18 protein-coding genes and 2 tRNA genes are annotated in these 16,740 nt (G+C 47.2%); 10 read left to right on the top strand and 10 right to left on the bottom strand.

Going from position 1 to position 16,740, the window contains the following annotated elements; translation table 11 throughout:
* Window positions 1-21: 21 nt before the first annotated feature.
* Entirely contained in the window at window positions 22-846 is an 825-nt protein-coding gene (dapD, locus tag ACL9RG_RS21045) for a 2,3,4,5-tetrahydropyridine-2,6-dicarboxylate N-succinyltransferase (RefSeq protein ID WP_422794611.1), read from the top strand.
* A gap of 71 nt (window positions 847-917) precedes the next feature.
* On the top strand, window positions 918-1,307 hold the full coding sequence (locus ACL9RG_RS21040) for a DUF3461 family protein (protein ID WP_422794610.1): 390 nt from the start codon (window positions 918-920) through the stop codon (window positions 1,305-1,307).
* Between the two features lie 157 nt (window positions 1,308-1,464).
* On the opposite strand, the gene ACL9RG_RS21035 is transcribed toward ACL9RG_RS21040, so the two are convergent.
* The 3 genes from ACL9RG_RS21035 to ACL9RG_RS21025 are packed head-to-tail and all read right to left on the bottom strand — an operon-like array spanning window position 1,465 to window position 3,049.
* Window positions 1,465-1,917 (bottom strand): flavodoxin, encoded by a 453-nt coding sequence (locus ACL9RG_RS21035; protein ID WP_422794609.1) that lies wholly within the window; start codon window positions 1,915-1,917, stop codon window positions 1,465-1,467.
* 18 nt (window positions 1,918-1,935) lie between these two features.
* Window positions 1,936-2,733 (bottom strand): tRNA pseudouridine(65) synthase TruC, encoded by a 798-nt coding sequence (gene truC / locus ACL9RG_RS21030; protein WP_422794608.1) that lies wholly within the window; start codon window positions 2,731-2,733, stop codon window positions 1,936-1,938.
* Window position 2,734: 1 nt separating this feature from the next.
* Window positions 2,735-3,049 (bottom strand): YqcC family protein, encoded by a 315-nt coding sequence (locus ACL9RG_RS21025; RefSeq protein ID WP_422794607.1) that lies wholly within the window; start codon window positions 3,047-3,049, stop codon window positions 2,735-2,737.
* Between the two features lie 267 nt (window positions 3,050-3,316).
* Between ACL9RG_RS21025 and ACL9RG_RS21020 the strand changes: the two genes are divergently transcribed.
* Window positions 3,317-4,507, top strand: coding sequence for an MFS transporter (locus tag ACL9RG_RS21020; protein ID WP_422794606.1), 1,191 nt, complete (start codon window positions 3,317-3,319; stop codon window positions 4,505-4,507).
* A gap of 695 nt (window positions 4,508-5,202) precedes the next feature.
* On the opposite strand, the gene syd is transcribed toward ACL9RG_RS21020, so the two are convergent.
* Window positions 5,203-5,754: a SecY-interacting protein gene (gene syd, locus ACL9RG_RS21015; RefSeq protein WP_422794605.1), complete on the bottom strand. Its 552-nt coding sequence runs from the start codon at window positions 5,752-5,754 to the stop codon at window positions 5,203-5,205.
* Between the two features lie 126 nt (window positions 5,755-5,880).
* Here syd and queF point away from each other — a divergent pair, with 126 nt between their 5' ends.
* From queF to xni, 3 genes are all read left to right on the top strand, one after another.
* A complete protein-coding gene (gene queF / locus ACL9RG_RS21010; RefSeq protein WP_422794604.1) occupies window positions 5,881-6,726 on the top strand; it encodes an NADPH-dependent 7-cyano-7-deazaguanine reductase QueF in 846 nt (281 codons plus the stop codon).
* Window positions 6,727-6,913: 187 nt separating this feature from the next.
* Window positions 6,914-8,278 (top strand): nucleotide 5'-monophosphate nucleosidase PpnN, encoded by a 1,365-nt coding sequence (gene ppnN, locus ACL9RG_RS21005; RefSeq protein ID WP_422794649.1) that lies wholly within the window; start codon window positions 6,914-6,916, stop codon window positions 8,276-8,278.
* A gap of 127 nt (window positions 8,279-8,405) precedes the next feature.
* On the top strand, window positions 8,406-9,158 hold the full coding sequence (gene xni, locus ACL9RG_RS21000) for a flap endonuclease Xni (protein ID WP_422794603.1): 753 nt from the start codon (window positions 8,406-8,408) through the stop codon (window positions 9,156-9,158).
* An 80-nt stretch (window positions 9,159-9,238) separates the two neighbouring features.
* Here the strand turns inward: xni and rlmM are convergent, their stop codons facing one another.
* The 4 genes from rlmM to ACL9RG_RS20980 all read right to left on the bottom strand — a co-directional run bounded on the left by rlmM (window position 9,239) and on the right by ACL9RG_RS20980 (window position 12,388).
* Entirely contained in the window at window positions 9,239-10,342 is a 1,104-nt protein-coding gene (gene rlmM / locus ACL9RG_RS20995) for a 23S rRNA (cytidine(2498)-2'-O)-methyltransferase RlmM (protein ID WP_422794602.1), read from the bottom strand.
* Window positions 10,335-10,730 carry a DUF423 domain-containing protein gene (locus ACL9RG_RS20990; protein ID WP_422794601.1) on the bottom strand — a complete coding sequence of 132 codons (396 nt, stop codon included), beginning with the start codon at window positions 10,728-10,730 and terminating at the stop codon, window positions 10,335-10,337. Before ACL9RG_RS20990 ends, rlmM begins: the two co-directional genes overlap by 8 nt.
* A gap of 83 nt (window positions 10,731-10,813) precedes the next feature.
* On the bottom strand, window positions 10,814-11,722 hold the full coding sequence (locus ACL9RG_RS20985; protein ID WP_422794600.1) for a transcriptional regulator GcvA: 909 nt from the start codon (window positions 11,720-11,722) through the stop codon (window positions 10,814-10,816).
* A gap of 444 nt (window positions 11,723-12,166) precedes the next feature.
* A complete protein-coding gene (locus tag ACL9RG_RS20980; RefSeq protein ID WP_422794648.1) occupies window positions 12,167-12,388 on the bottom strand; it encodes a YgdI/YgdR family lipoprotein in 222 nt (73 codons plus the stop codon).
* Between the two features lie 227 nt (window positions 12,389-12,615).
* Here ACL9RG_RS20980 and csdA point away from each other — a divergent pair, with 227 nt between their 5' ends.
* Together csdA and csdE are read left to right on the top strand one after the other, a co-directional pair.
* Window positions 12,616-13,830, top strand: a complete 1,215-nt coding sequence (csdA, locus tag ACL9RG_RS20975) for a cysteine desulfurase CsdA (RefSeq protein ID WP_422794599.1) — start codon at window positions 12,616-12,618, stop codon at window positions 13,828-13,830.
* Window positions 13,831-13,874: 44 nt separating this feature from the next.
* Window positions 13,875-14,318: a cysteine desulfurase sulfur acceptor subunit CsdE gene (gene csdE / locus ACL9RG_RS20970; RefSeq protein WP_422794598.1), complete on the top strand. Its 444-nt coding sequence runs from the start codon at window positions 13,875-13,877 to the stop codon at window positions 14,316-14,318.
* On the opposite strand, the gene tcdA is transcribed toward csdE, so the two are convergent.
* Together tcdA and mltA are read right to left on the bottom strand one after the other, a co-directional pair.
* Window positions 14,281-15,102 (bottom strand): tRNA cyclic N6-threonylcarbamoyladenosine(37) synthase TcdA, encoded by an 822-nt coding sequence (gene tcdA, locus ACL9RG_RS20965; RefSeq protein ID WP_422794597.1) that lies wholly within the window; start codon window positions 15,100-15,102, stop codon window positions 14,281-14,283. The genes csdE and tcdA overlap by 38 nt on opposite strands.
* Before the next feature lie 82 nt (window positions 15,103-15,184).
* A complete protein-coding gene (gene mltA, locus ACL9RG_RS20960) occupies window positions 15,185-16,288 on the bottom strand; it encodes a murein transglycosylase A (protein WP_422794596.1) in 1,104 nt (367 codons plus the stop codon).
* Between the two features lie 222 nt (window positions 16,289-16,510).
* Here mltA and ACL9RG_RS20955 point away from each other — a divergent pair.
* Window positions 16,511-16,587: transfer RNA gene (locus ACL9RG_RS20955), tRNA-Met, on the top strand.
* Between the two features lie 80 nt (window positions 16,588-16,667).
* Window positions 16,668-16,740: transfer RNA gene (locus ACL9RG_RS20950), tRNA-Met, on the top strand.

Raw genomic sequence — 16,740 nt, 5'->3', positions numbered from 1 at the left:
TTAACCAGGTAAAAGAACAGTATGTCGCAATTACAAACCATTATTGAACAAGCCTTTGAACGTCGCGCAGACATCACGCCAGCCAACGTTGACAGCGAAACCCGTGATGCAGTTAACCAAGTGATCAACAAGATCGACAGCGGCGAACTGCGCGTGGCCGAGAAGATTGACGGCGAATGGGTGACCCATCAATGGTTGAAGAAAGCGGTATTGCTCTCTTTCCGTATCAATGACAACGTTGTGATGGAAGGTGCAGAAAATCGCTTCTATGACAAAGTTCCAATGAAATTTGCCGATTACGATGAAGCGCGTTTCCAACGTGAAGGCTTCCGTGTTGTCCCACCAGCAGCCGTGCGTAAAGGCTCGTTTATTGCCCGTAACGTGGTGCTGATGCCTTCTTATGTCAATATCGGCGCTTACGTTGATGAAGGCACCATGGTTGATACATGGGCAACGGTAGGTTCTTGTGCACAAATCGGTAAAAACGTGCACTTGTCTGGTGGCGTAGGCATCGGTGGCGTACTGGAACCACTGCAGGCTAACCCAACCATCATCGGTGACAACTGCTTTATCGGCGCACGCTCTGAAATCGTTGAAGGTGTGATTGTTGAAGACGGTTGTGTCATTTCAATGGGCGTTTATATCGGCCAAAGTACCAAAATTTACGACCGTGAAACTGGTGAAGTGCATTATGGCCGTGTGCCAGCAGGCTCCGTTGTTGTTTCCGGCAACCTACCTTCTAAAGATGGCAAATATAGCCTGTATTGCGCAGTTATCGTGAAGAAAGTAGATGCCAAAACATTGAGCAAAACCGGTCTGAATGAGTTATTGCGTTCTATCGACTAAAATAAATTGGGCGGGTTTATACCCGCCATTTTTTGGGTATTACTCGTAATCAAAATCATAAAGGTGCTGCTATGTATGACAACCTGAAAAGCCTGGGTATTAATAATCCTGAAGATATCGACCGCTACAGCCTGCGCCAAGAAGCTAATAACGATATTCTGAAGATCTATTTTCGCAAAGATAAGGGTGAGTTTTTCGCCAAAAGCGTGAAATTCAAATATCCTCGTCAGCGTAAAACTATTGCTGCGGATAATGCCGGTCAGGGTTATAAAGAGATCCACGAGATCAGCCCAAATCTTCGTTATATCATTGATGAATTAGATAAGATTTGCCAACGCGATCAGGTTGAAGTCGATCTGAAACGCAAAATCCTTGAAGACTTACGTCATCTGGATTCAGTCGTATCAAATAAAATCGCTGAAATTGAAGCTGATTTAGAAAAACTGACTAGCGGCCGCTAATCCGGCTCGCGGTGCTTTTAATAACGGAATTAAGCGATGAATCAAGCGATATAATTGCTACAAAAATTTTCGCTATTACTGGCATAACTCTGACTCAAGGAGATTCAGCTCTTCCTGAGTCAGAAAATTATTAGCATCACATCTTAAGCTTTATTCTTTAGCTTTTAACGAGTGTTGCCCACTTCTCAACCCAAGGAAGCGCAACAACTTCTGGTTCAGGCTGCTCGATAGCATCTATTTCCAGCAATTCGCCAATACGGTTTGCACCTTGCTCTTGCAGCAAATCATCGATTTTATGCCCGCCGCCACAGAAGAAATCATAGCTGCTATCGCCAAGCGCAATCACGCCATAACGCAGTTCTGGCTGGTAGCCAACGTTATCACGGATTTCTTGGAATAAAGAACCGAGGCTATCAGGTAAATCGCCCTGTCCGGTAGTAGAGGTAATAATCAAAGCGAAATGGTGACGATAATACTGCCACGCTTCCAACGTCCCTTCTTCAAACACCTTAACGTCATGTCCATGTTCTTTTAGAACAGTTTCAGCTTCTTCAGCAACCAATAATGCATTTCCATAAACGGTGCCAACAAAAATACCAATCTCAGCCATTCTTCTCACTCCCCTGTATCACAGAAATTGTTCGCTATCCTGACTGGAGTCAGCAGCAAACTCAACCCTTTCAAGCTCTGGAACCGCGTCTTTCCAACCAAATTGTGTCATCACACTTTGCCAGCGTTGATCCCATGGCGCCTTGATAGACAACATCTCACCGGTTGCTGGATGTGGAAGCTGCATATGACTGGCGTGTAGCATCAATCCAGAGCAATTAAAGTGCTGCACCATACCACGGTTTTGTTTCAAATCGCCGTGGGTGGTATCACCAATGATTGGGTGACGCAGATGGGACATATGCCGACGCAATTGGTGCTTACGCCCGGTCTCTGGCTTGAGTTCAACCAGGCTATAACGCGCCGAGTCATAACGACCAATGGCGACAGGCATTTCAGTTTGTGCCAGCACGCGATAGTGGCTCACCGCAGGCTGAGGCGCTTTATCTGGCGAGGCAAATTTATCGGCAATTTTGTCGAGTTCTTCGGTGAGCGCATAGTCAACTGTCCCGGCATCAGATTCCCCCTCACCGGATAAATAACCGCGAACGACAGCATGATAAACCTTCTGCATCTGGTGCTGTTCCAACTGCTGAGACAACATGCGGGCGACGTCACTTGATAACGCCAGCAACAATACGCCAGAAGTCGGTTTATCCAGGCGGTGTACGGTAAAAACATGCTGACCAATCTGATCGCGCAATGTTTGCATCACAAAAACGGTTTCATGCCTGTCCAGCCAACTGCGATGGACCAACATCCCTGCCGGTTTATTCACCGCAATCAGATATTGATCCTGATATAAAATTTCCAGCATCTCAGTCTTCTATATTTAATAAATCATCCAGACGCTGCAATGCAGTTAGCAGCCGCCCGTGTTGAGGTAAGGCGACTTCAAAATAAGGGGTAATAGAAAAACGCGTTGGCAGCGTCGCATTAGCATCAAGTAATGCATAAAAGCGCGGCAGCAATATCCACTGCAACCATTGCTCCCCAGACATGGTGTCCACAGCAAAAGGCTCTTTGCTTTCAAATGCCTCAGGCTCTGGGGCAACCTCTTCCCACAGCGCCAAGTCACGCATTACCTGTTCAATATCCTGCAAAATCTGTCGGACCTGATTTTCTATCATCATCGTCTCACTATATTGATTATTCGAAGGCCAAACATCCTGCCAAAAAAGGCGCAAAGCATAGCATTGAAGCCCGGAGTAACCCAACTTTCAACAAGTAACTTATTATGCTCAACCCATTAGATTTTCATACTGGTGCAGCAGGTGTCATACGTGCAAAATAGCGGCACTTCACACTTAATTGATTTTTATTATGTCTTCGCACACACCAATGACTAGCAAATCAACCAATAACAAACCCAAAAAAATTCGCCCACCCCGGCTAAAGCGATGCTGGCATCAGTCACAGGCTATGCAATGGACGGCTTTGACCTGCTGATCCTCGGTTTTATGCTGCCCGCAATCTCCAGCGAGTTAGGGTTAAATGCCTCACAAAGCGGCTCATTAGTCACCTGGACACTCATCGGTGCAGTATTGGGAGGCGTAATATTTGGTCCTATCAGCGATCGCTTTGGCCGCATTCGCGTTTTAACTTTCACTATTTTGATGTTTTCTCTATTCACCGGGTTATGCGCCTTTGCTCAAGGATACTGGGATTTACTCACCTATCGCACGCTGGCAGGCGTTGGCCTCGGTGGTGAATTCGGCATTGGTATGGCATTAATTGCCGAAGCTTGGCCGGCTGAAAAACGCAATCGCGCATCGGCTTATGTGGGTATGGGTTGGCAACTTGGCGTGCTTCTGGCGGCATTCCTGACGCCATTACTGCTTGGCGTCATAGGCTGGCGCGGGATGTTCTTGATAGGCCTTGTTCCAGCACTGGCTTCGTTTTTAATTCGCCGCACTATGGGAGAACCAGAAGCTTTCGAGAAACAGTCTCCTCAACAACACAACAGTTCGCTGTTATCGCGTATTGGTATGCTGTTTAAGGACCGAACCACCAGCAAAGCCAGTATTGGTATCCTGATCCTCTGTTCGGTGCAAAACTTTGGTTATTACGGATTGATGATTTGGATGCCAAGTTATCTGTCGAAGAACTTCGGCTTTACTCTGACAAAATCTGGTTTGTGGACGGCCGTGACGGTGATCGGCATGACTTTTGGTATCTGGCTGTTTGGCACATTATCTGACCGCTTTTCGCGCTGGAAAATCTTTATTGTTTATCAGATCGGTGCCGTGGTGATGGTCATTGTTTACGCCCAGCTACGTGACCCAACCTTGATGCTCTTTGCTGGCGCGGTGATGGGAATGTTTGTTAATGGCATGATTGGTGGCTATGGCGGCCTGATTTCTGACACCTATCCGGTGCATATTCGAGCTACGGCACAAAATGTCTTATTTAACGTGGGGCGAGGTGTGGGTGGCTTTGGCCCACTAGCGATTGGCATGCTGGTATCAAACGTGTCTTTTGTCGCGGCAATCAGCCTGTTAGCAACCATCTATCTATTGGACATTTATGCCACGCTATTCTTACTGCCTAAAAAACAGGGAAAAGACGACACATTGGGTGCGATTGGCTAAGCGAAGTAAAAAGAGGATGAAAGATGAAATGGGTCGCGCAAAGCGTCGCGACTTATTGCACTAAACGATTAGAAACTAAAACGCGGCACAAAAAGTTGGGGGTACTGTTTTCACAGTACCCCCGGTTCGTTTTATAGCAATCCAGCTACCTGTGTGCTCCCTGCTCAATCCCTGAAAACTTTTCCTGCGGTTATCCTAACCTAGCCTTCCTTTGCTGCGTCCTTCTTTCTTCCTGACACATCATCCATAAGTCTTCCAGACTGTCATCCCTTGGTCTTCCTAACCTACCTATCATCCGTTACAGGCTCTCAATCTCCTTCCTGGAGGTGTCCCTTGTTTCATCCTGAAACATCCTAGCATGCTCCGATGCTGTCCTTACTCATCAATGAGTATTCCCCTTCTTTATGAAACCGCCATCATCCTAATGTTCGGTCTCACGCCATCCCTTTGGCCTGATAAGAATCGTTGATTTCGCACCGCTAAACAATATGTCGTGTAGGAAAATAAAGTGAAATTATGTAATACCTTTACATAACAAATATCCTAACCGATTGTATTTATTTATAAATAAATACATTACATGGATATCACTCAACAGATTAAAGGTGATCTCTTACAGTGTTTGTGAGAGATCTCTCACAAGGGCGTGAGCCAATCTTGCCATTTATTTTCGCCGTTAATCAGGCAAATTGCGGTTAATCAGGAAAGCGTGGAACTATCGTACTTAAAAACTCGGACAACGAGGGGGATAGTATAGTTCGTTTTTTGCTGCCGAATTGCTCTAATACGACTTCACCACTCAAATTACATAGTGAAATCAACATCAACTCAGACTCTGTAGTCGCCAGGAATATTGTTGGTGAGAGCTTTAAACGTTTTTGCGTCAGCAGATGGCCAATAAGATTTTCCTGCAGGCGGGTAAAGTCATCCTGACTCCAAACCTGGAGCAAAGTGAAATCATGCTCACCAAGCCTGGCGGTCATATCTCCAGCAAATTGACTGGTGAAATAATCATGCGCTTCTGGACGAAGAGAGATATCTAACGCTCGCTCAACATTATCCAAGCAAGATGCCGGTATAAAAGGCTGAGTTTGCCAGTAAACCGCCGTATCCGTGCTTTTCACGACACAAGGTGAATCCACACCAAGCAGCTCTTCACTGGAAGGAGGGAAACCGCTCTCGCTTTGCCACATATCGACATAGCGCTGAGTAAATTCACGTAACGCCTCTGGTACTTCTGAATACATAATTTTCTCTCATCTCAATCAAGCAACTTCCAGATACAATAGGCGGCCAACGCCCTGCATCTTGAAGGGTAAAGGATATAAGTTACAATATCGCCAATTGTACCTATCTCTTTTCAAGGCGACAGCATGTCTTCCTATCAGAATAATCCAGCACTTTCACAACTGACACTCGGTAAAACAACGGCTTACCACGAGCATTATGATGCCAGCCTGCTCCAATCGGTACCACGCAGCATGAACCGTGAACCATTAGGACTTTATCCCGATGCACTACCTTTTCACGGTGCCGATATCTGGACACTGTATGAAATCTCATGGCTCAATGCTAAAGGACTGCCACAAGTTGCCGTTGGAGAGATCAGTTTACAAGCACAAAGTCTTAATCTGGTAGAGTCTAAAAGTTTTAAGCTTTATTTGAACAGTTTCAACCAAACCCAGTTTGAAGATTGGGAAAGCGTACGCAGTACCATTGAGCGCGATCTCAGCCACTGTGCGCAAGGTGACGTCACGGTGACACTGCGAAAAATTAGCGATGTTGAAGGCACGGCAATCGGCCATTTCAGCGGCGAATGTATTGATGAGCAAGATATCGAGATTAACAACTACAGTTTTAGCACCGACTATCTGCACCAAGCAACAGAGCCAGAACACGTCTCTGAGACTTTAGTCAGCCATCTGTTGAAATCCAATTGCCTGATCACCAACCAACCTGATTGGGGTTCAGTACAAATTGAATACACTGGTGCAAAAATCAATCGCGAAGCTTTGCTACGTTATCTCGTGTCTTTCCGCCAACATAATGAATTTCATGAACAGTGTGTAGAACGTATTTTTAATGACCTGCTACATTTCTGCCAGCCTGAAAAACTCGCGGTATATGCACGTTATACTCGTCGTGGCGGTCTGGATATCAACCCTTGGCGCGCAAACTTCCCGTTTGTTCCTGCAACAGCGAGATTAGTCAGACAATAGCATTGGCTAATCAAACAACATTGCGTGATGGCGCTCAATTAATGCGCTAACAATCAAGCAGTATTGGTAAAAGCCAAGGGAGAGCATTACTGTTATAGCCAATAGGCTTCGAGATACCGTCAATAACGCGGTAACTCGAAGTATGACGGGTAGACATCATTATCCCTACGAAGGTAAAGGAGCACCATTGATTACACATATCAGTCCCCTTGGCTCGATGGATTTATTGTCACAGCTAGAAGTGGACATGCTCAAACGAACGGCAAGCAGCGACCTTTATCGCTTATTCCGTAATTGTTCACTTGCTGTCCTTAATAGCGGTAGCCAAACCGATAGCAGTAAAGAGCTGCTTGAACGTTTTGAAAGCTTTGATATCAATGTGCTGCGCCGCGAACGTGGCGTGAAACTTGAGCTGGTTAACCCACCAGAAGAAGCTTTTGTTGATGGGCGAATTATTCGCTCTTTACAGGCTAACCTGTTTGCCGTGTTGCGCGATATCTTGTTTGTTAACGCGCAAATCAATAATGCTGAGCGTTCTCAGGACCCAAATGGGCAGAATTCTGCTTATCTGACCAATATGGTGTTTTCCATTTTGCGTAATGCGCGCGCATTACACCTTGATGAAGACCCAAACACCGTGGTTTGCTGGGGTGGGCACTCTATCAATCCTATCGAATATCAGTATGCCCGCAATGTTGGCAGCCAGTTAGGCCTGCGAGAACTGAATATCTGCACCGGCTGTGGCCCGGGAGCGATGGAAGCGCCAATGAAAGGTGCTGCGGTTGGGCATGCGCAACAGCGTTATAAACAAGGCCGTTTTATTGGCATGACTGAGCCGTCTATTATCGCCGCCGAGCCACCGAATCCGCTGGTTAATGAATTAATCATCATGCCGGATATCGAAAAACGTTTGGAAGCATTTATCCGTATTGCTCACGGCATTATCATTTTCCCAGGCGGTGTAGGCACAGCAGAAGAGCTGCTTTATCTGCTTGGTATTCTGATGGACCCAGAAAACAGCAATCAAATATTGCCGTTAATTCTCACCGGGCCAAAAGAGAGTGCCGAATACTTCAACGTTCTCGATGCTTTTATCCGCGATACGCTCGGCGAAGCGGCAACTCAGCATTACACCATTATTATTGATGACCCAACCGAGGTCGCTCGCCATCTGAAACGTGCGATGCCACTGGTGAAAGAGAATCGCCGTAACAGCGGGGATGCCTACAGTTTCAACTGGTCAATTCGTATTGCACCAGATCTGCAACTGCCGTTCGAGCCGAACCATGAAAACATGGCAAATCTCGATTTGCACCTCGACCAGCCGCCAGAAAAGTTAGCCGCAGCCTTGCGCCGCGCGTTCTCAGGTATTGTTGCCGGTAATGTTAAAGAGTTCGGTATTCGAGAAATCGAAAAACATGGGCGCTTTAAATTGCATGGCGATCCACAATTGATGAAGAAAATGGACAGCCTGCTGCAAGATTTTGTTGCCCAACAACGGATGAAACTGCCGGGCAGCGATTACATCCCTTGCTATGAAATCTGTTCCTGACAGCAGAGCGCTCCCGTAGGCAAGGATAGCCAACTCCCCTGCAACTTGAGTACCCAATAAACTTCTAGATGCAGGGGTATTAAGGCGGCAATTGCCGCCTTAATACTGAATGGGATAGTATTAAATTATGAAAATTCATCTCCTTATTATTGACGCACTCAATCTAATTCGACGCATCCATGCGGTACAGGGTTCCCCCTGTTTAATTGCTTGTCAGAATGCTATTGCTCAACTAATTCAACATACCGAACCAACGCATGCCGTTGCTGTATTTGACGAGGACGATCGCAATGACAGCTGGCGTCATCAATGCCTGCCGAACTACAAAGCAGGTCGGACACCGATGCCAGATAACCTGTTCCAAGAAATGGAAAGCCTCAAACAAGGATTCGCTGCACGCGGTGTTACCTGCTGGCATTCTGCGGGTCAAGAGGCAGATGATCTGGCGGCAACCCTGACGGCAAAAGTTGCCGCAGCAGGGCATCAGGTGACGATTGTTTCAACAGATAAAGGCTATTGCCAATTGCTGGCGCCTAATGTGCAAATCCGTGACTATTTCCAAAAACGCTGGTTAGATTTACCCTTTGTACAAAATAGCTTTGGAGTATTACCCACACAACTCACTGATTATTGGGGGCTGGCCGGTATTAGCAGCAGTAAAATTCCTGGCGTACCGGGTATGGGGCCGAAAACGGCAGTGACATTATTACAACAGGCAGAAACTTTGGATGCGCTTTATGAAAATATTGATGCTATCCCAGAGAAGTGGCGGGCTAAATTAATTGAACATCAAGAGCTGGCATATATTTGCAAACGCGTCTCCACTCTGCAAACTAACGTTGAGCTCGATGGGAACTTGCAACAATTACGGCTGAAATAAAACAGGGAAAGTCAGAAAGAGTTTACCAAGAAATATCTGGCGACGATTGCCGCCAGATTATGTTTCAAGCCAAGCAGAGTTTATTCGCGCTCATCACGACGGCCGCCAACGGCTGACCAGCGACGGCGAACATGCACGGTGATCTCTTCACGGTCGTGGTACAAATGCTTAGCAAACACCTCGGCGTTAATTCCATTCTCCTCAAGACGCGCTTTCATACGCTCAAGAATTTGCGCCACTTCTTCATAACGCTTTTTCATTGGTAATTTCAGGTTGAAAATCGTCTCACGGCACCAACCGTTGACAATCCAATCCCCCATTAACGACGCTACTTTGGCGGGCACTTCTACCATGTCACACACCATCCAATAAATGTTGGTGCGAGTCGGCACGTGGCGGAAGCCATCCTCACGCAGGTGGTTAACCTGCCCGGTTTCCATCAAGCTTGGCGCCATCGGTCCATTGTCAATGGCATCAACCATCATGCTGCGTTTGACCAGTTGATAAGTCCAACCACCTGGACAAGCACCTAAATCGACTGCACGCATACCGCTAGCCAGACGCTCTTCCCACTCATCAGCAGGAATAAACAAATGGAAAGCCTCTTCGAGTTTCAGCGTTGAACGGCTCGGCGCATCGGCTGGCAATTTCAATCGCGGAATCCCCATATAGAAAGGCGAATTGTTATTGCTGTACGAATAACCAACATAACAGCAGCCCGGTGCAATAAAGAACACATGTACAACTGGGCGTAATGGATTTTCTTTCTTACCCAACACACGTTGCTCACGCATTGCAGCGCGCAATGGCACAGTCAATTTACGGCAGAACTTGGTCAGCTCTTTACTTTCGTTGGTATCCGGCACTTCAACCCGCAGCTCACCACCGTTGGTGATCACGCCGTGCAACATACCAACAATTGGCGAAACGCGATCGTCTACCGGTAAATCTTTCAATAGCTCACCGACTACAATCAACTGGCGCGCAAAGATCAATTCACGGAATGGGATCTCTTTTGCCAGGCGATCGGCATTTTCTTGCTGATAACACTCAAACAGGACATAACCACTGTTTTCTTTCACCCGTGCGAAACCGAAGATTTCAAGTTCCGCGGCTTTTGCGGTGATCTCGGCCGCACACTCTTTCTCAAAACCTGCACGGCAATACAAAGCAACTTTATTCATGGCGTTCTGCCTTTTTTCTCAGACGCAGAGCGCCGACTAACATCAAAATCCAACCAAGCAGGAAGAACATTCCCCCTACTGGCGTAACGAAAACCCACAGCTTGAGGTCAGACAACGCAAGACAATAAAGACTTCCGCTGAAAAGTACTGTGCCTAACGCCAAACAGGCGCTGCTCCAGTAAAACCACAGGTTACTGCGACGTTGCATAACAGCAGCCAATGCCAGTACAGCGATGGTATGGATGCTTTGATAATTTAACCCAGTCTGGATCCAGGCCATTTCAGCCGTCCCCAGAGATTTACTTAATACATGCGCCCCAAAAGCACCAAATGCGACATAAACAAAGCCGCTAATGGCGGCAAAAATCAACATTGAACGACTGGTCATAGAAGGTTACCTACTCTCGTTGTTGTTCATCTCTTTTAGATAACATCCCAAATGGGCTGCTTTCCCTTTTCGGTAGTATTTTATTAACGAAAGCGCAATTTCTCTTGCTCACTCGCGGCGCGAGCCAAGATCCACTGGCGAAAGGCGGCTATTTTACCCAGTTCTGCCTGACTGTCATGACAAACCAGATAAAAAGCATTTTTACTGATTAATACTTCATTAAAAGGACACACCAAACGCCCGGCTTCGATCTCGGTTTGCGCCATGACGTTATTCGCCAGTGCGACCCCCTGACCATGCACTGCAGCTTGTACCACCATTGCGCTATGGCTGAAAATAGGCCCTTGTTGCACATTGATATGCTGCAATCCCAGCTGTTTGGTATAAGCCATCCAATCTCGGCGAGAAGCATCATGTAGCAGGGTATGTTTACTGAGATCCTCAGGAACTTTCAGCCCGTTTTCTCCCATTAATAGTGCCGGAGCACAAACAGGCAGCAGATATTCAGCGTATAAACGTTCCGCTCGTAGGCCCGGCCAATTGCCGCGACCATGGAAAATAGCGACATCAACATCATCCGCTAATTTATCTTCTTCGCGATCAACAGCTTGAATACGAACATCAATGCCCGGATAAGCTGAGTTAAAGCCAGACAAACGCGGCACCAACCATTGAATAGCAAAACTTGGTGGCAAACTGACCGTCAGCGCCCCCTTGGCACTTCTGGCCTGCAGTTTACGTGTGGCTTCATTTAAGGAAGAAAAAATCTCTTTAATATCCAGATAATAGCTCTGCCCTTCTTCCGTCAGTAACAAAGAACGGTTACGCCGACGAAACAGTTTTAACCCTAAAAAGTCCTCAAGTGACTTGATTTGGTGGCTTACTGCCGCTTGAGTGACGAACAGTTCTTCAGCCGCCTTAGTAAAACTCAGGTGCCGGGCAGCCGCGTCAAATACACGCAACGAGTTTAAAGGAGGTAGACGTTTTGACATGGAATAGATGAATCTCGTTGGATAGCAGTCAATCAGACTGGCCGCTAGTTTAGTTATTAGTTTTTTTAATCCGAGACATTATAAATTGTCCATTGAGGAAGTACAGGCAAAATCCTATAGTTGCGCCACTTCCAAGGGCCGGAACGGAAAGTAGATTGGTATGAGGATGCTGAGATACTTTTGGCTTGTGGTTGTGATGTTGTGTTTGCATTGTCTGGAATTCCAGACCGTAGCCTAGGGCTACACAAATTTTCACTTCCTGTACATTACCCTGTCTGTCCAAAGTGATTTTTTAGCACCGCATTTTGCGGTGCTTTTTTTTATCCAAAATTCAGGCTGATGACATTTTAACCTGTAACGATGTTAAGTATGGATAAGTATATAAAATGGTGCTTCCCGCCTAGGAAAGACACCCGGTGAAAACAATTTAGTGAGTTTTCACCATTAGTTAGCTTTCGCCATCTCTTTCACATCTGCCTTATTGATCTGCTGTTTGTTACCATACGCATCGGTGTAGCTGATCATGCCAGTATCCGTATCGGTAGTTGGTTTACCGTTGGCAACAATAGTGCGGCCGTCATTGGTATGCATAACATAGTTGCTTGAACATGCAGCCAGGGTCAAAGTCAGTGCAACAGCGGAAACTACGGCGGCAATTTTTTTCATCATAAACTCCTGTAGATTAATATGCTTAAAATGTCTGTTAAATTATCGAACAATAGTTCACAGCCTCATAATTGAGCATAACAAGCTTCTGGTATATTTCCAGTTAAGCATTCCTAAAAATGATATATGCCTAAATCACACCAAAAATTCGGCTACGTCAGCCGTTTCTTGCAGTGAGTAGATGATAACGTTATTGATAGACTTTGATTCCAGGATTTATTTTCGCTATGACTCTTTTTGATTTCGAGGCTTTTCGTCGTGAATTCCCCGCGTTGGCAACTCAAGGGGATGAAAGCTCTTGCTATCTTGATAGCGCCGCTACCGCGCTAAAACCTCAGGCCGTCATTGATGCCACCATTGCCTTTTATCAACAAGAAGGCACGGTGCATCGCAGCCAGCATAAAGCCGCGCAATCTCTTACCGCTCGCTTTGAGCATGCCCGCCAGCAAGTGAGGGATTTTATTCATGCGCCAGCAGCGGAAAATATCGTCTGGACACGAGGTACAACCGAGTCCATCAATCTGGTCGCACAAAGCTATTTACGGCCAATCCTGCAACCCGGCGATCAAATCATCGTGAGTCAGGCCGAGCATCATGCCAATTTAATTCCTTGGTTAATGGTGGCAGAACAATGTGGTGCGCAAGTGATTACGCTACCGCTTGATGCTGATAACTTGCCTGATATGCAGGCACTTCCTGCATTGCTGACGCCAAATACTCGCTTACTCGCTTTAGGGCAGATGTCTAACGTCACCGGCGGTATTGCGGATATTGCTCAAGCGATCAAGCTGGCACATGCCAAGGACTGTAAAGTGTTGATTGATGGTGCGCAGGGCGTAGTGCACTGCCCGGCCGATGTTCAGGCGTTGGATATCGATTTTTATGCCTTCTCCGCACACAAACTCTATGGCCCAACCGGTATCGGCGTGCTGTATGGCAAAACAGAGTTATTAGAAGGTATGCAGCCGTGGCAAGGCGGCGGGAAAATGCTCACTCAAGCGACTATGCAAAGTTTTGTTGCCCAACACGTTCCACAGCGCTTTGAGGCTGGTACTCCTAATATTGCCGGCGTATTGGGCTTCGCTGCCGCACTGGAGTGGCTGAGTAATTTTGACCTGCAACAAGCCGAGTATTATTGCCAAAACCTGGCCACGCTCGCCGAACAACAATTAGCCAGATTACCCGGTTTTCGTAGTTTCCGTGCAAATAACGCGTCGCTGTTATCTTTCGATTTCGCAGGCACACATCACAGCGATATTATCGCTTTGCTGGCTGAACAAGGCATTGCACTGCGCGCAGGACAACACTGCGCGCAGCCATTGATGCAGGCATTAGGCGTCAGTGGCACCTTACGCGCCTCTTTTGCGCCTTATAATACGCCACAAGATGTCGAGCGCTTAGTGACCGGCGTGACTTATGCGTTGGATTTATTAGGGGAATAACCTTTACTATTGGCGCAAAGAAATCGCCCTAAAGAGAGAATACGATGTTAGCTCCTCATCCGTTCGGTCACGACATCACGCCAGAGACGCTGATTGAACGTTTCGGCGCATTCCAGCAGTGGGAAGACCGTTATCGGCAATTAATTATGCTCGCCAAAGCGTTACCAGCGTTAGATGACGAGCTTAAAGTGCCTGCAATTGAATTAAGTGGTTGTGAAAATCGGGTGTGGCTCGGCTATCAACGCAACCCAGACGGCAGTCTGCATTTTTACGGCGATAGCGAAGGCAGGATAGTAAAAGGGCTGCTGGCGGTGTTGCTCACGACGGTAGAAGGGCAAACTCCACAGGCCATTTTAGCCAGCGAACCTTTAGCGCTGTTTGATAAGCTCAAGCTGCGCGACCAGCTTAGTGCCAGCCGCGCCAGTGGATTGCATGCCTTAGCAGAAGGCATCAAGCAGATTGCGCGTCTTGCTGACGCTGCGCCTTAGCCATCATCTTCTTCAGTACATGTGAGACAGCGACAAAGCCAAAGGTCGCTGTCACCATCGTGGCCGCGCCAAACCCCGAAGCACAATCCATTCGTTTCGGACCTTCAGCCGTGGCGCGGGAGGCGCAAACGGATCCATCGGCCTGCGGATACATCAGCGGTTCGCTGGAAAATACACAGTCGATACCCAACTTCCCTTGACTATTTTTAGCCACGCCAAAATCACTTTTTAACCTTTCACGCAGTTTAGCCGCTAAAGGATCTTGGATCGTTTTAGCCAGATCCACCACCTCAATTCGCGTCGGATCAATTTGTCCGCCCGCGCCACCGGTAGTCACTACCGGGATTTTATAACGTCGGCAATAGGCCAGCAGCGCCGCTTTAGGCCGCACGCTATCTATCGCATCAATGACATAGCTGAAGTTGCGATTCAGCATCTCAACCACGTTATCTGGCGTGATAAAATCATCGATGCAGGTCACCTGGCATTCAGGATTAATAGCCAGAATACGCTGAGCCATGATTTCCGTTTTCGATTGCCCGACATTCCCCTTCAAGGCATGGATCTGACGGTTAGTATTAGTAATACACACATCATCCATATCAATCAGGGTGATAGCGCCAATACCGGTACGTGCTAAGGCTTCAGCAGCCCAAGATCCCACGCCACCGATGCCTATTACGCAAACATGGGCAGAAGAGAACAATGCCAGCGCCTGCTGACCGTATAAACGAGCCGTGCCGCCAAAGCGTTGTTGATAAGCTTCGGAGTAACCTGCTGCCATGACCATCTAACCTCTTGATAAAAATAGAATGAAGCTGGGCATCACTGTTTTCGCCACACCCAGCTTCGATAACTCGTAGATATTAACTTTGGAATGGATTTTGGGCCGCAGAGGCGGATTTCAATACCCATACGCGCCCATAGTGATTGTAATATCCCGCAGCATGGCCAGCATCAGCACCAATACCTTGGTACATATCAAAGTGCTGACCTTTAATTGCGCCACCAACGTCTAGTGCAACCATCAGGCGCAAATGATATTTACCCGTGAATTTACCTTGGTTATTCAGCTCAGGCACTTCGGCTAAAATTGTGGTACCCGTTGGGATCAATGAGCGGTCAGACGCCACAGACGCTTTGGCAATCAAAGGTACTGCTGCTGCGCCGCGCACCGGAGTGAAAGGTTCTGGCTTGAAGAACACGTAAGACGGGTTCTGTTCCAGCAACTCTTTCACCTGCTCAGGGCTATGGTTATCGGCCCAATTACGAATAGCTTGCATCGACATGTCGGCGCGGGCAACTTCACCGCGGTCGATCAGTACCTTGCCAATGCTACGATAGGCGTGGCCATTCTTGCCAGCATAACCGAAGAAAGTCAGTGGGCGACCATCACCGTAATCGACATAGCCGCTGCCCTGCACTTCCATCATGAAGTTATCCATCAGCGAGTTGCTCCAGGCAATCACCAGATTTGGGCTTAAAGCACCATTATAAATAGCGGAGCGATCGGGTAAACGTCCACCGCGACGTTTTGGCGGCATGCGATAGAGAGGATATTGAAACTCACCTTGTCTGGTATAACGCGCTTGAACCACCGGTGTGTAATAACCCGTAAATTGCACGTTACCAAAATTATCAGCGCCTTCCATCTGATAAGCATTGATGCCGTATTGTTTCAACATCCGGGTATCTGCACCAGCGCGAACCCACTGCTCAATCGCATTATATGTGCTGCTATTTCTACCATACAGTGCCGAAGAAGCCGATCTCACCTCAGATACCTGATCGACAAAATCACGAGCATTGACAGGTTTGCCTGTAGCATTCGGCTCATTGACATATTCAAGCGCATTGTCCAATCGACCATCTTTATACTGCTGTCCGCGATCGGTAGGCCGCGATGAACATCCAGCCAATATGGCTATCAGCAGACCACCCAGCAGGTATTTACTAAAACGTCCTTTCATTAATGCGCTCTCTTGCTTACGGATAAGGTTTTTACCGGCGGAAAAGATAACAAAGGGCTAATCAGAAAGGAATTGCCCTATACAAAAATATAAACTCAAAACAAATGGCGGAAATAACCACCAAAATGAATAAAATTAAAGCAATAAACACTTTTATCTCTACTCAGAGACAAAAAGGGGTTGCATCAAATTCAATGCAGAGTATAGTTCGCCTCCATCGGACGCGGGGTGGAGCAGCCTGGTAGCTCGTCGGGCTCATAACCCGAAGGTCGTCGGTTCAAATCCGGCCTCCGCAACCAATTCAATCATGTGTTATTCACTGAGCATGCATTGACGGTAACGATGAAGCCTTTAAGGCTAGCAATAAGCAGTAGACGGACGCGGGGTGGAGCAGCCTGGTAGCTCGTCGGGCTCATAACCCGAAGGTCGTCGGTTCAAATCCGGCCTCCGCA

Origin of the sequence: Rouxiella sp. Mn2063 (assembly GCF_049319665.1) — a bacterium.
Taxonomy (GTDB): domain Bacteria; phylum Pseudomonadota; class Gammaproteobacteria; order Enterobacterales; family Enterobacteriaceae; genus JBMOUD01.
The sequence above is the reverse complement of the archived record's forward strand: the minus strand, read 5'-3'. Positions and strand labels throughout refer to the sequence as shown.

Excerpts from the sequence above, each read along its gene's own strand:
- ACL9RG_RS21035 (WP_422794609.1), bottom strand. The coding sequence starts at position 1,917 with ATGGCTGAGATTGGTATTTTTGTTGGCACCGTTTATGGAAATGCATTA.
- dapD (WP_422794611.1), top strand. The coding sequence starts at position 22 with ATGTCGCAATTACAAACCATTATTGAACAAGCCTTTGAACGTCGCGCA.
- ACL9RG_RS21040 (WP_422794610.1), top strand. The coding sequence starts at position 918 with ATGTATGACAACCTGAAAAGCCTGGGTATTAATAATCCTGAAGATATC.
- ACL9RG_RS20990 (WP_422794601.1), bottom strand. The coding sequence starts at position 10,730 with ATGACCAGTCGTTCAATGTTGATTTTTGCCGCCATTAGCGGCTTTGTT.
- csdA (WP_422794599.1), top strand. The coding sequence starts at position 12,616 with ATGACTCTTTTTGATTTCGAGGCTTTTCGTCGTGAATTCCCCGCGTTG.
- ACL9RG_RS20985 (WP_422794600.1), bottom strand. The coding sequence starts at position 11,722 with ATGTCAAAACGTCTACCTCCTTTAAACTCGTTGCGTGTATTTGACGCG.
- ACL9RG_RS21025 (WP_422794607.1), bottom strand. The coding sequence starts at position 3,049 with ATGATGATAGAAAATCAGGTCCGACAGATTTTGCAGGATATTGAACAG.
- tcdA (WP_422794597.1), bottom strand. The coding sequence starts at position 15,102 with ATGGCAGCAGGTTACTCCGAAGCTTATCAACAACGCTTTGGCGGCACG.
- mltA (WP_422794596.1), bottom strand. The coding sequence starts at position 16,288 with ATGAAAGGACGTTTTAGTAAATACCTGCTGGGTGGTCTGCTGATAGCC.
- truC (WP_422794608.1), bottom strand. The coding sequence starts at position 2,733 with ATGCTGGAAATTTTATATCAGGATCAATATCTGATTGCGGTGAATAAA.
- syd (WP_422794605.1), bottom strand. The coding sequence starts at position 5,754 with ATGTATTCAGAAGTACCAGAGGCGTTACGTGAATTTACTCAGCGCTAT.
- queF (WP_422794604.1), top strand. The coding sequence starts at position 5,881 with ATGTCTTCCTATCAGAATAATCCAGCACTTTCACAACTGACACTCGGT.
- xni (WP_422794603.1), top strand. The coding sequence starts at position 8,406 with ATGAAAATTCATCTCCTTATTATTGACGCACTCAATCTAATTCGACGC.
- ACL9RG_RS21020 (WP_422794606.1), top strand. The coding sequence starts at position 3,317 with ATGCTGGCATCAGTCACAGGCTATGCAATGGACGGCTTTGACCTGCTG.
- ACL9RG_RS20980 (WP_422794648.1), bottom strand. The coding sequence starts at position 12,388 with ATGAAAAAAATTGCCGCCGTAGTTTCCGCTGTTGCACTGACTTTGACC.
- csdE (WP_422794598.1), top strand. The coding sequence starts at position 13,875 with ATGTTAGCTCCTCATCCGTTCGGTCACGACATCACGCCAGAGACGCTG.
- rlmM (WP_422794602.1), bottom strand. The coding sequence starts at position 10,342 with ATGAATAAAGTTGCTTTGTATTGCCGTGCAGGTTTTGAGAAAGAGTGT.